Raw genomic sequence first — 14,399 nt, 5'->3', positions numbered from 1 at the left:
CAATCAATTATTTTGATTGATTCTCTCGTTAGGCAAACAAATTATTGCAAGGCACCTACTTCTTTTTTCTCTTCTTTCACTGGTTGTTTACTCTCTTCAAAAGCTGTCATTTCAGCGTCAAACTTGCTCATACCTCCAGCTCTTAAGGTAGTAATTCGTTCATTTATCGCAACAAATGCTTTTGGAATAATCTTTACAAATTGACTTACATATTTATCCCAATACGTTAAGATACGTTCTGCATGCGTACTATTCGTTTCGTTCACATGCTGTTGAATAATTCGATAAAGTCGTTGTATTTCTTCTTCATCTGCTAATGATTCTACATTTACCAATTCCTTATTAACGTTGTCACGGAAGGAATTCTCTTCATCGAATACATAAGCAACGCCACCAGACATACCAGCAGCAAAGTTTCTCCCAGTACTACCTAGTACAACCACTGTACCGCCAGTCATGTATTCACAGCCATGATCACCTACACCTTCAACAACGATGGTTGCACCACTATTCCTAACAGCAAAACGTTCACCTGCAAGCCCGCGGATATATGCTTCTCCCCTTGAGGCTCCATAGAATGCAACATTCCCTATGATCGTATTTTTTTCCGGAGGGAAGGTAACAATCGGATCTGGATGTACAATGATTTTCCCTCCAGAAAGTCCTTTACCAACAAAGTCATTTGCGTCTCCAATCAGCCTTAGAGTCATTCCAGGCGGAATAAATGCCCCAAAGCTTTGACCGGCAGATCCATTAAAATTGAGTTTAATCGTATCCTCAGGTAATCCTTGTTCTCCATAACGACTTGTTATTTCGCTACCAAGTAGGGCACCTGTTACACGGTTGATATTACGGATTGCTGTTGTAAATTCGACTGCTTTCTTCTTTTCAATTGCCTGTTTACAGTTTGGAATCAGCTCCTGATAATCAAGGGTCTTTTCAATTCCATGGTCTTGGCTAATCGTTGCATAACGTCCGACTTCAGCGGGAACATCTGGTTGATATAATAGGGCAGTTAAATCAACACCCTTTGCCTTCCAATGATCAATGGCTTCATTAAACTGCAATACATCCGTACGTCCTATCATTTCATTAATTGACCTAAACCCTAACTCAGCCATTAATTCACGAGCTTCTTGTGCAATAAACTTCATGAAGTTAACCACGTGATCTGGATCTCCCATGAATTTTTTTCGAAGTTCTGGGTTTTGCGTAGCAATCCCAACCGGACACGTATCTACATGACAGACGCGCATCATTACACAACCTAGTACCACGAGTGGCGCAGTAGAAAAACCATATTCCTCTGCCCCTAGTAAACTAGCAACAATAACATCTCTTCCTGTCATCATCTTACCGTCTGTTTCTACAACAATTCGATCCCTTAAACCATTTAATAATAGGGTTTGATGTGTTTCTGCAAGACCTATTTCCCAAGGCAATCCAGTATGTTTTAAACTAGTACGAGGAGCAGCACCTGTACCACCATCATACCCACTAATTAATACTAGGTCGGCACGCCCTTTTGCTACGCCAGCAGCAATTGTACCAACACCTACTGCAGAAACGAGCTTGACACTTATACGAGCTTTTGGATTCGTATTTTTTAAGTTATGGATTAATTCTGCCAAATCCTCAATCGAATAAATATCATGGTGTGGCGGTGGAGAAATAAGTTCAACCCCTGGAGTAGAACCACGCACTTCAGCTACCCATGGATATACTTTCTTCCCTGGCAAGTGCCCACCTTCTCCAGGTTTTGCTCCTTGTGCAATTTTGATTTGAATTTCGTCCGCATTCACTAAATAATGACTATTCACACCGAATCTACCTGACGCAACCTGTTTAATAGCACTTCTTCTTAATTCGCCATTTTCATCCCTGGTAAATCGGTCGGTTGATTCGCCGCCTTCTCCACTATTGCTTCGACCGCCAATCCGATTCATCGCAATTGCTAACGATTCATGTGCTTCTTTACTAATAGATCCGAAAGACATTGCACCTGTCTTAAACCTATGACAAATCGATTCTACTGATTCTACCTCCTCAATAGGTACAGGTTTTCTGTCTTTAAATGAAAGTAGACCACGAAGGGATTGCAGGTTTTCTTTTTCATCTGTTAATAGCTGAGAGTATTCTTTAAACAATTCATAATTTCCTGTTCGACAAGCATGTTGCAGTTTGTGAATTGTTTTTGGATTATACTGATGATCTTCTCCGTCTTTGCGGTATTGATAATCGTCACCTGCTTGCAAGGTGTTATTTCCTCCACGATTTTCAACAAATCCAGCTTGGTGACGCATACGTATTTCTTGTTCTATTAAATCTAACCCGATACCACCAAGTCTTGATGCTGTATTTGTAAAATACGTATCTATTACATTTTGTTGAATGCCAATCGCTTCAAAAATTTGTGCCCCACGATAACTCTGAATCGTCGATATACCCATTTTAGACAAAATCTTAATAATACCATCGGTAACCGATTTAATATACTTTTCAATGGCTTGCTTCTCTGATAAGCCTTCAATTTCTTGGCGCTCTACTAAATCTTCAATTGAGTGGTAGGCCAAATAAGGATTAATGCCTTCCGCACCATAGCCAATCAATGTTGCAAAATGATGTACTTCCCTCGGTTCTCCTGATTCGAGTAGTAGGCTAACTTTCGTACGCAATCCTTTCCGAATTAAATGATGGTGTAGTCCTGAAACAGCTAATAATGCTGGTATAGCAGCTTTGTCTTTGGTAATGCCTCTATCAGACAAGATAAGAATAATAGCACCTTCGTCAATCGCAGCATCTGCTTCGGTAAATAGACGATCTAATGCTTTTTCCAATGCATTTTCACCATCATTTATATCAAAATGCATAAATAATGTACTTGCCTTAAATCCTTCTAATTGCTGGATTCGTAACTTTTCTAACTCTCCATTTTTCAAGACCGGTGTTTTTAGCCGTATATGTCTACAGCTTTCTGCAGTTGGTTGTACTAAATTCCCTTCGGCGCCTATCGTTGTTTCTACCATCGTGATAATCTTCTCTCTAATTGCATCAATCGGGGGATTCGTTACTTGCGCAAACAACTGCTTAAAATAGTTATAGAGCAATTGCGGCTTCTTTGATAGTACTGCTAATGGCGAATCATATCCCATTGAACCAATTGGGTCCTTCCCATCCGTTACAAGCGGCTTAATAACTTTATTTAATTCCTCTCTTGTATAACCAAAGGCAAGTTGCTGCGTAATTAATTTTTCTTCACCAAATACAGGCTGTCGGTACATAACCTCTGGAATGTCGTCTAAATCGACTTTATTATTCAGCCAATCTTTATATGGCTGCTCAGATGCGATCTGCATCTTAATATCTTCGTCTGGTACAATTACTCCTTTTTCCAAATCTACTAATAGCATTCTACCTGGTTCTAGTCTTCGCTTATATAAAATGTCATCAGCAAATATATCTAAGGCGCCAACTTCTGAACCAAGCACAATCATGCCGCTTTTTGTTACATAGTACCTGGCTGGGCGAAGCCCATTACGGTCAAGACAAGCACCAATTTGTGTACCGTCAGAAAAAACAAGTGCTGCTGGACCATCCCAAGGTTCCATTAATGTACTATGGTATTCATAGAAATCACGTTTTTCTTCTTTTATCGCGTCATCATTCGCCCACGGTTCTGGTACCATCATCATCGCTGTATGTGCCAATGAACGACCTGATAAGTGAAGAAATTCAAAAGTATTATCAAATATTGATGAATCACTGCCTTCGTAATCAATCACAGGTAGGATTTTTTCCATATCTTCATCTGTAAAGTATTCTGATGAACAAAGCTGCTCTCTTGCACGCATCCAATTCACATTTCCTCGTAACGTATTAAATTCTCCATTATGAATGGTATAACGGTTTGGATGAGATCTTTTCCAACTCGGGAAGGTATTTGTACTAAAGCGAGAATGAACTAACGCAAGAGCAGATTTAAAATCAGGATGGTTTAAATCGATATAAAAGGCGTCCAGTTGTTCAGGAACTAACATCCCTTTATATACGATTGTACTTGAGGATAAGCTACTAATATAGACATCCTCATATTCAGGGGATTTTGCAGCTTCTTGTTCGATTCGTTTACGAATGACATATAACTTTCGTTCAAAAGCTTTTTGATCCTTAACATCCTCGGGTTTCTTGATAAAGATCTGGCGAATCGTCGGCATGCTTTTCGCTGCAACCTTCCCAATAAAAGATTCATTTATTGGAACTGGTCTCCATCCCAGTAACTGTTGTCCTTCCTCGCGAATAATCCGTTCGAACATCCTTTTGCATTCCATTCGTATGTCATGACTTCGTGGAAGAAATACCATTCCAACTCCATATTCACCTTTATCCGGGAGATGAATTCCTTCCTTCGCACACTGTTTTTGGAAGAATCGGTTTGGAATTTGGGTTAGTATTCCAGCACCATCACCTGTACTAGTATCAGCTGACTGACCCCCGCGATGTTCCAGGTTACAAAGAATATTAATCGCATTCTGTACGATATTGTGGGTTTTCTTGCCATTTATATTTGCTATCATCCCGATTCCACATGCTTCATGCTCGAAATCAGGATGATAAAGACCCTGTTGTTCAGGAAATCCGTTCTTCGGCATCCCAACATCCCCTTTCTTGACATTAAAATATGCCTTTAAATTTTAAATTGTCGAATAATTTACCGCAATCTAAAATACTCCCATAAAAGTTTTCAAACTGTTCTACGCATTCGGAAAAAGGTATAGTAGGATTATAATATCATAAAACTAATTTTACCTCAAAATTCAGATAAGTTATTTTAATACAAAATTATTAAAATTTAATAAATGAAAACGCTGTCTTTTTCCTATTTTAAAAAATTTTATTCATCTAAACTGCATGCAATGCCAAGGTTTTTGGGGAGTTTACAAAATATTTCACAAAAATTTCATTTTTTATCGAAAAATTTCTTTTAATTCCTTTTTTGAAAACGCTTAAATAAATGAGCTGATTATTGGACGGTTATATGAAATACTCGTATCATTTCTTCATAAGAAATGATTAGGAGTGAATAAAATGGCAAAGCATTCAAGAACATTTCAAAATATACCCCTCTCTGTCTTGGATTTGGCTCCTGTAAATGAAGGAAGCACCCCAAGAGAGTCCTTCAAAAACAGTGTAGACCTCGCCAAGCATGTAGAAAAACTTGGTTTCCATCGCTATTGGTTAGCGGAACATCATAATATGCCTGGTATTGCAAGCTCTGCAACATCTGTTATTATTGGCCATATAGCCGAAAATACGAATCACATACGAGTTGGTGCTGGTGGAATAATGTTGCCAAATCATGCAACATTAGTAATTGCCGAACAATTCGGAACACTTGAATCCCTTTATCCTGGACGCATTGATCTTGGATTAGGTAGGGCACCAGGTAGTGATCAAGCTACCGCTTATGCATTACGACGGACATTAAACATGCGTGTAGAAGATTTTCCGATGCAAGTGAACGAATTACAGGATTACTTTTCGGATCATCCGGTTTCAAACGTCAAATCAGTTCCAGGTCAAGGTTTAGATATCCCAATTTGGTTACTTGGTTCTAGTGACTTTAGTGCAAGATTAGCTGCACAAAAAGGGCTCAGCTTCTCCTTTGCAAGTCATTTTGCACCAGCATATACAATTCCAGCATTAAATCTATATCGAGAACAATTCCAGCCTTCAGAAGTAATGGAAAACCCGTATGCGATGGTAGGAGTGAATGTGATTGCTGCCGACACAGATGAGAAAGCACATTATCTGGCTACCTCCCTTCAGCAGCAATTCTTGAATATGCGGAGAGGGCAACCTACCAAACTAAAACCGCCAATCAAAGATATTGAAGCCCATTTTTCAGCAATGGAGCTTGAAGCAATTAAGCAATCACTTGATCCACGAACAACCATCATCGGAAGTAAAGAAACCGTCCGAAAAGGGCTGGAGAACTTCTTAACGGAAACACAAGCGGATGAAATGATTATTAGTGCCCAAATATATAATCAAGAAGACAGAGAACGTTCCTTTGAGATCATATCTGAATTGATGGATTAACATCTAATTATAAGAGCAAACATAAGCCCCCAATGTATTAACACATTGGGGGCTTATGTAATTATTTTTTCTCTTTTAATAGTTCTTTGACTTCCTGTAATTCCGCTTGTAATTCTGTTAATTTAATATCAGTCGGTGATGGTGTATCCTCGCGATTCGCTTCCTCTACATTATTTACTACAACACCGACAAACAGATTGACGATGACAAACGCCCCAATCAAAATAAAAGTCACAAAATACCACCAAGAAGATGGATCTTCTGCTAAAATTGGACGCATCACGCCACTTGCCCAAGACTCTAACGTAATAACTTGGAAAAGTGTTAATAAGGATTGGTGAAGTGTTCCGAAATATTCTGGTGCTATGGACTGATACAGCATTGTACCAATGACACCGTATATATAGAAGAATATGCCAAGCAACAACATAATGGTACCCATCGATGGGATCGTTAATAATAATGCATTAACCATTTTTCGTAATGAAGGAATAATAGATATAGCTCGAAGCACACGAAGGACACGTAAGATTCTTAAAACCATTACATAATGTGACCCAACTAATAAGTGACCACTTAATACAATCACAAAATCAAAAACGCTCCATGGATCTTTGAAAAAAGCCTTCACAGATGAACTACCTATTAAACGGATAACAATCTCTATCGTAAATATCCACAACAGGATACGATCTGCAATGAAAATCCAATTCAAATAATTTTCCGCAATGTAATTATATGTTTCTAAACCTACCAAAATGGCATTCAAAATAATTAATATAATAATTGTGTTATAAAAAGCAGGATGATCAGCAAGCACTGCACATTTTTTACGAATCGTACGCATATGGAAGTGTTCCTCCTTTTCTCTCTGTAGTAATTTTACTGATTTCACCGTGGTTTGTCACCTATTCAAACACTTCATTATGTTAATTTTTAGTGAACAACTACAGCGAATTTATATATGTCTTATAGAGAATAGGAGTGGTTGCTGCCTGCTAATTATAGTCTAATAACATATTTTCTAAAGTAGCTGGGTACTTACTTACAAGATCAATTTAGGGTAACGATGACAAAAGCGAGAGCTATCCCAACGATAGCTAACTTAGAGGAGCATAATCTAGTACGAACATCTTCGAACATGATTTATGATCAATCTATTAGCTGGGATTGCTGGCATACGTTTCAAACTATATCTTAAATCTTGTTCTGGAATCTCGTAACTCATACGCTCCGTTAGAAAATGTAAGCTCGACTTCATTAATTCAATCGTGATCCATTCTCCTGCACAACGATGCCCCAAATCATACTCCCCACCTCCTTGTGGGATAAAGTTAAAAGGATTTCCTTCCCATTTCAAAAAGCGTTTAGGGTTAAACGTATATGGGTTTTCCCATAGTGTACTATCGTGATTGGTTCCGTAAATATCCAGTAAAACTAACGTATTCTTTTTAAACAAAACATGATTCCAGGTAAAGTCTCTATTCACTCGTGCACCTGTAAACGGAGCAAATGGATAATATCTCCGAACTTCTTGTACAAACATTTCCTTATTCTGATCACGATTGTCTCCAGACATTATTTCCTGTTTTGCTTCTGGAAATTCGTATAGAGCCAAAGTAGAAAACGTAATAAAACGACCGATTGCCGTAATAGGACGTAATAAATTTAGAACTTCTACTGCCGCTGTATGCACATCTAGCAACTCTCCCGATAAATCACGATGCCACGTTATCTTGTAAAGCGGTGTATTCGAATCAATGATGATATTACTATGCCTAACTTCTTCAACGATATAAGTAATCCATTTTTCTGCCCGTTTTCGTGCGATGCGTCCTCGCCAGTGTCTCGGTCCAGCTGCACCAAAAGCATCAATCATTGCCGATAAGTCAGACGTTCTTGTGTGAAGATTGATTGCACGAATCGGCACCCCTGTCCATTGACAAGCGGTAATACACATGAGCTTCTCTAACTCATGAAACAATTCTACTTCTTCTATAGCCTCCCATCGCTTTATTGCAATCTCCCATTGTTTTTCTGCAATTTGCTTTATTTTCTTTAAACTATCACAAGTCATTAGGTCCATAAATAATGCTTTCCTATGTTTATGTGCTTGTTCATCCAATCCCTGAACACCACCTTTACCAAATAAACTCTTTAAAATCCGGCGGGGAGCCGCTCCTTGACGCTTAAATAAATCTTGATTATAAAAAAGTTCCGCTGCTTCCTGTCCACGAATACAAATGACTTTTTGTCCCAGCAATCTCGTTTGAATAACAGAAGTGTTGGAAGCACGCATTCGATTAGGAATAAAGCAATACCCCTCTTTTAAAAGGTTGACGCTATGATCCAACCCCGACTCTTTCGGTAATACCACTGTCAGACAACTCCTTTATTTCATATTGTTTGTAGTAGCATTCCCTATCGAAAACAACATCCATTCACTGATAGATAAAAAAACTGAATCGAAATCATCGATTCAGCTTTTTCCTATTTATTGATTTACTTTTTCTGCAACTTCAATTGTACGTTTTGTTTGATGCTTGACTGCTGCTTCTACGTCTTCCACCATGTTACCATCTTGACCCTGCGTGACACTTGTACCATATGGATTACCACCAGCTGCATAAGCAACATCATCCGTATAGCCTGGTGGTACAATAATTGCACCCCAATGCATCATCGATGTATATAGTGATAAAATCGTTGCTTCTTGTCCACCATGTGGATTTGATGCGGATGACATCCCACTTACTACTTTATTTACTGTTTTGCCAGAAGCCCATAGACCACCCTGCAAATCTAGAAATTGCTTCATTTGTGAAGCTACGTTTCCAAAGCGTGTTGGCGTTGAGAAGATGATTGCATCTGCCCACTCAATATCGTCAGAAGTGGCTTCTTTTACATCTTTTGTTGCATCATAGTGTGCCTTCCAAGCTGGATTAGATTCAATTGCCGCCTCTGGTGCAAGTTCAGGAACCTTCACTAACCGTACTTCCGCGCCTGCAGCCTTGCCAGCTTCTTCTGCCCATTTTGCTAATTGATAATTGATACCAGTTGAACTGTAATAAATAATAGCTAATTTAACATTACTCATCTGTTTCTTCTCCTTTATAAAAAATATTTTATCAAGAAATCCCATATTGCTTACTGTCTCCTTGCTGTAAATAATTATTCGATAAAGTAACTAACAACTGTTAATCACATACTGCTTTTTAACAACCTAATTACTTTATGTAACTATAGTAAACCAGTATATAACTTATGTCAAGTAAATTTGTTATCAAAAGTAATTTTAGTGATATATAGATTCATACCCTATTTTGTAACAAATCCTACAAAAATACAGTGAATTATTGGTTGTACGTGTTGTTTTAGCATAATATAATTAATGTGTGAAAGATTCACAAAAAAGACTATTGGTAAAGGGTGAGATTGTGGGAAAACGAATTTTTTACTTTCTGTTAACAAATGTTCTTGTTCTAGCAACCATCACGATTATCTTTACACTCATTCCCGGAACATGGAACTACATTGGGCAGGACGGTCAGCTTCATTTAGGTACATTACTCTTATTTAGTGCTGTCATCGGTTTTACAGGTTCCTTTATTTCCTTAGCGATGTCACGTTGGATGGCGAAACGAATGATGGGTGTTCGCGTCATTGACCCAAATAAGGAAATGTCGCAGCGTGAAAGAGAAGTTGTTGAGAAAGTTCATCGCTTATCTCGTGCAGCAGGGCTTATGCACATGCCGGAAGTAGGGATCTATGATTCGCGAGAAGTAAATGCATTTGCCACCGGTGCGACAAAGAAGCGTTCTTTAGTAGCAGTATCTACTGGATTATTGTATGAAATGGATGATGACGCTGTTGAAGGGGTAATTGCTCATGAAGTTGCACATATTTCAAATGGAGATATGGTTACCATGACTTTATTACAAGGAGTTGTAAATACATTTGTTGTCTTTTTAGCTCGTATTGCAGCGTTTGTTGTGAGTCGCTTTGTAAAGGAAGAGTTAGCTCCAATCGTACATTTTATTGCGATTATCCTGTTCCAGCTTGTTTTTTCCATCCTTGGTAGCTTAGTGGTATTTGCTTATTCTAGACATAGGGAATTCCACGCTGACCGTGGTGGGGCAGACTTAGCTGGTAAAGATAAGATGAGACATGCTTTAGAATCGTTACGTGTATATTCAAACCGCGTACGAGGAGAAGAAACTTCAATTGCTACGCTAAAAATTAATGGGACGAAAAAGACATCGATCTTTTCAACGCATCCTAGCCTAGATGAGCGCATTGACCGATTAGTATAAACAAACCCTCCTTAAATAAGGAGGGTTTTTGGTTCAGCTAATTACTCAAACCAACCGGATTCCTTGTATTTAGCTATTGCTTCAATGCGATTTCCAACTTCTAATTTATCAAGAATAACAGATATATAATTACGGACTGTACCTGTAGTAATGTATAATCTCTTGGCAATCTCCTTTGTACTCGCTCCAACAGCTAACAGGCGCAGGACCTGCTCTTCTCGTTCTGTTAACGGATTTTCGTTATTATACGCTAAATCAATAAGCTCTGGAGAATAAACCTTACGACCACTAACGATAACTCTGATCGAATTTGCCAATTCTTCACTCGGACTATCCTTAAGTAAATAGCCACTTACCTGTGCTTTCCTAGCACGCTCAAAATAACCAGATCTTGCAAAGGTTGTTAAGATAATTACTTTACATTGCTCATCTTTTATTGCTTCTGCAGCATCTAGCCCACTCTTTAGCGGCATTTCAATATCCATCATACAAACGTCCGGTTGCTGTTCCTTAACTAACCGAATAGCTTCTTCACCATTACTCGCTTTACCAACTACTTTCATGTCCTCCTCTAAATTAAGCAAGGAACCAAGCGCGCCCAACAACATTGTCTGATCTTCAGCAAGTACAATTCGAATCATCTAAGCCCTCCCTTCTGATTGTTTGATTACGGTTGGAATACGAATTGTTATTTGAGTACCCTCTGAACCAGTTATTTTCATACGGCCATTTACAAACTCCAAACGCTCCTTTATACCACGAAGACCGTTGCCTTCATTTTGCTGCAAAAGATTAGAATTGCCGATCCCGTTATCTTTCACCTCCATCACCCAATCACTTGCAGTTTGTTGTATACTAATAAAACACTCCGTAGCATAACTATGTTTTACCACATTAGTTACAGCTTCTCGTAAACACATACTTAATACATTTTCTAACAGAACTGGTGCCTTTATGAAATCTTCATCAATGTCTGTGTATAATTGCATTTGCGCAGCATCAATCATCTGCTTTGCATGAATAATTTCTTCCTTTAATTTTACATTTTTCATTTCGGATACCATATCTCTCACTTCTTTTAATGCGGTTCTAGCTGTTTGGTTAATATCACCTAATTCATTCCTTGCCGATTCTGGATCAATATGAACTAATTTCCCTGCTAAATCACTCTTCAACCCAATAAGCGATAATTTTTGTCCTAAGGTATCATGCAAATCACGTGCAATTCGCTGTCGCTCTTTAATAACCATTAGTTGTGCTATCTTCTTATTCGCGTCCTCCAACTGATGTTCTAGTTTGTCCTGTTTATTGCGGTTATAGCGTGTAAAAGGCAGAAGAATGACTCCGAAAACCGTGATGGCAATAAACGGTAATTGTGGTAAAAAGAGTTGCCCATGCATATAAAAACCAAAACTAACCGCTGAAAGCGTTGTGACTAAGTGAATGACATACAAAGTAATAAAGCCTTTTTTATTATCCATATTACCAATGAAAAAAGCTAAAAACAGAGAAAAATATACATACCCAAAGTATAGTGTCATTCCGATACTAATGGCTATTTGAATACTAACAGAAAAATATACCGTCCATCCTTTTTTAATAAAAGCAAGTCGATATGTGGTAAAGAAAAGCACAATGAGCGCTATTCCAATAGCTATTTCTATAAAATTTGACGAACGGACAATAAAATAAAAGGGCAATAAACAAAAAACAACCCACGCAAAAGCACTTAATCCTGTATTTTTTGGAAAAATATGATACCAGTTTTGCATTATTCGCCCTCCTTTATCCGATGTGTAAAGTATAGCAAAATATTTACCTGACAACTTCCCTTTTTTGAAATAAAAAAAGACTGACGTAAAAGTCAGTCCATTGAAGCCCCATACATTACTTTTCTTGAATACTCGTTTTCATCGATACATTTGTCGTTTTTTTCTGTAACGCTTTGATATCTTTAAAACTCATAAATGTTTTTGAAGCTTCATCATAGACACGAAAACGAATCGATTGCAAACTCGTTCGTAATGTTATCGTTGTTGCTTTCTGAAGTGGCGGTGTTGACTCGTGTGCAGGTTCTAAATGATAGTTAGGTACCTTAGGACTTAAGTGATGTACATGGTGAAAACCAATATTCCCTGTCATCCATTGTAAGACCTTTGGCAGCTTATAATACGAACTTCCATCAACAGCAGCTTTTACATAATCCCATTCGGCTTCATTCTCAAAATAAGAATCCTCAAATTGGTGCTGAACATAAAACAACCAAATTCCTAGAGACCCAGAGATAAATAAAATTGGTAGCTGGATAATGAGAAAAGCACTCCAGCCAACTGCCCAAATTAAGCAAGCGTAGATAACTAGGATTGATAAATTAATCACATACGTATTGTATCGCTCTTTTCTCTTTGCGCCTTTTCGATTAAACCGATTCGATAGTAAGAAGAGATACAAGGGACCTAACCCAAACATAACAATAGGGTTTCTGTATAGACGGTATGCTAGCTTTCTCCAAAAAGAAGCTTCTAAATATTCATCCACCGTCATGATCCACACATCGCCTGTACCACGCTTGTCTAGATTACTGCTTGTTGCATGATGAATCGCATGACTGCGTTTCCATTTTTCAAACGCAAATAAAGTAATAACTCCTGTGATGGTTCCTATAATTCGGTTAGCTTTTGGGTTCTTAAAGAAAGAACTATGGGTACAATCATGAAAAATAATAAATATTCGAATTACGAATCCAGATGCAACAACAGCTAAACCAAGTGTAAGCCAGATGGAAATGGCAAGACTTTGGTAAGCAAGGTACCATAACAGTATAAAGGGTAGAATTGTATTTATAAGTTGGAGTATGCTCCGTTTTACATCCGAATTCGCAAAGCGAGCCACACTTTTCCTTAATTGAGCTTGTTTTTGTCTACTCATGTTTTCCTCCTAGTTTATAGCTTTTCTCTCATCTTAATACGATCTAAGAGAGACCTGAAGGCATAAATATCAAGGAGGATATATGACAAGTATCATATATCAACAATTAGTGCCTCTTCTGTTCAATTACCAGTAATACATAAACCCAAGATAAAACTTCCTAATCACCATTGAAGTTCATATCATCCTCCTTTTTTATGATATAAATCAGCTAAACGCAGTTGTTTATTTTTCATCAAGCCGACCAAAAAGCATTAGATTTGTCGAATTTTTATATTTCAGGCTTGGGTACTTGAAAAATTTTACAGCACCCATCGTCGTTTCACCGCTTTAGGAGGAAATAGTGATATTATGGAGCTTCTACAAATAAATCATAGCTTATTTCGTTTCATTAATGATTTAGGTAAGCAATTCCCTAGTCTCGACCCAATCATTATCTTTATTGCTGAATACCTTGCCTTTATCTTAGCGTTTGGTGTAATTATTATTTGGTTTACTCGACATAGACAGCATAGACGTATGATTATGAGTGCCTTGATTGCTTTCTTTCTTGCTGAGATCTTAGGAGTTATAGCTAGCAGTGTTCATTTTAATAACCAACCTTTTTACGAACTAACAAATGTTAACCAGTTAATCACGCATGAAGTTGATAACTCTTTTCCAAGTGACCATACTATTTTATTCTTTTCATTTTGTCTTACCTTTTGGCTGTTCCAAAGAAAAGGTGGGTGGATGTGGATTAGCTTGGCTATAGGCGTAGGTATATCTCGGATTTGGGTTGGGGTACATTATCCTTTCGATGTAGCAGCGGGAATTATTTTAAGCACATTCGCAGCAATGATTGCTTTTCAATTCACAACAAGACTATTAGTTGTAGATAAAGTACTTATTTTCTATGAGAAACTAGAACAACGAATATTTCCCAACTTAAAAAAGAAGGATAGCCAACAGCAGCATAACAACGGCAAAACAACCCACGTATAACTGGACTAAGACATTACAAAAACGGATATTTCTTAAATTCCAAACATTGAGCTATTGAACCGCAATCCAAAATAG

General features: G+C 37.9%; 10 protein-coding genes. 3 read left to right on the top strand and 7 right to left on the bottom strand.

What is annotated here, in order from left to right:
- Nucleotides 1-41 precede the first annotated feature (41 nt).
- Nucleotides 42-4,649 (bottom strand): glutamate synthase large subunit, encoded by a 4,608-nt coding sequence (gene gltB / locus BN990_RS02025; RefSeq protein ID WP_038241991.1) that lies wholly within the window; start codon nt 4,647-4,649, stop codon nt 42-44.
- Nucleotides 4,650-5,085: 436 nt separating this feature from the next.
- Here gltB and BN990_RS02020 point away from each other — a divergent pair, with 436 nt between their 5' ends.
- A complete protein-coding gene (locus tag BN990_RS02020) occupies nt 5,086-6,099 on the top strand; it encodes an LLM class flavin-dependent oxidoreductase (RefSeq protein ID WP_021289974.1) in 1,014 nt (337 codons plus the stop codon).
- A 61-nt stretch (nt 6,100-6,160) separates the two neighbouring features.
- On the opposite strand, the gene BN990_RS02015 is transcribed toward BN990_RS02020, so the two are convergent.
- The 3 genes from BN990_RS02015 to wrbA all read right to left on the bottom strand — a co-directional run bounded on the left by BN990_RS02015 (nt 6,161) and on the right by wrbA (nt 9,196).
- Nucleotides 6,161-6,946, bottom strand: a complete 786-nt coding sequence (locus BN990_RS02015; protein WP_038241988.1) for an ion transporter — start codon at nt 6,944-6,946, stop codon at nt 6,161-6,163.
- Nucleotides 6,947-7,219: 273 nt separating this feature from the next.
- Entirely contained in the window at nt 7,220-8,476 is a 1,257-nt protein-coding gene (locus BN990_RS02010) for a cytochrome P450 (RefSeq protein ID WP_021289976.1), read from the bottom strand.
- Nucleotides 8,477-8,593: 117 nt separating this feature from the next.
- Nucleotides 8,594-9,196, bottom strand: coding sequence for an NAD(P)H:quinone oxidoreductase (gene wrbA / locus BN990_RS02005; RefSeq protein WP_031335223.1), 603 nt, complete (start codon nt 9,194-9,196; stop codon nt 8,594-8,596).
- Between the two features lie 340 nt (nt 9,197-9,536).
- Between wrbA and htpX the strand changes: the two genes are divergently transcribed.
- Complete coding sequence (gene htpX / locus BN990_RS02000; RefSeq protein ID WP_021289978.1) at nt 9,537-10,412, top strand: protease HtpX; 876 nt, start codon at nt 9,537-9,539, stop codon at nt 10,410-10,412.
- Nucleotides 10,413-10,453: 41 nt separating this feature from the next.
- Here htpX and BN990_RS01995 read toward each other — a convergent pair whose 3' ends face one another.
- From BN990_RS01995 to desA, 3 genes are all read right to left on the bottom strand, one after another.
- Nucleotides 10,454-11,053: a response regulator transcription factor gene (locus tag BN990_RS01995; protein ID WP_021289979.1), complete on the bottom strand. Its 600-nt coding sequence runs from the start codon at nt 11,051-11,053 to the stop codon at nt 10,454-10,456.
- Nucleotides 11,054-12,184: a sensor histidine kinase gene (locus BN990_RS01990; RefSeq protein WP_021289980.1), complete on the bottom strand. Its 1,131-nt coding sequence runs from the start codon at nt 12,182-12,184 to the stop codon at nt 11,054-11,056.
- A 115-nt stretch (nt 12,185-12,299) separates the two neighbouring features.
- Entirely contained in the window at nt 12,300-13,340 is a 1,041-nt protein-coding gene (gene desA / locus BN990_RS01985; RefSeq protein ID WP_021289981.1) for a Delta(5) desaturase DesA, read from the bottom strand.
- Between the two features lie 351 nt (nt 13,341-13,691).
- Here desA and BN990_RS01980 point away from each other — a divergent pair, with 351 nt between their 5' ends.
- On the top strand, nt 13,692-14,324 hold the full coding sequence (locus BN990_RS01980; protein ID WP_038241984.1) for an undecaprenyl-diphosphatase: 633 nt from the start codon (nt 13,692-13,694) through the stop codon (nt 14,322-14,324).
- Nucleotides 14,325-14,399: the final 75 nt, after the last annotated feature.

This window comes from Virgibacillus salexigens, from assembly GCF_000723585.1.
GTDB lineage: Bacteria > Bacillota > Bacilli > Bacillales > Amphibacillaceae > Virgibacillus > Virgibacillus salexigens.
The sequence above is the reverse complement of the archived record's forward strand: the minus strand, read 5'-3'. Positions and strand labels throughout refer to the sequence as shown.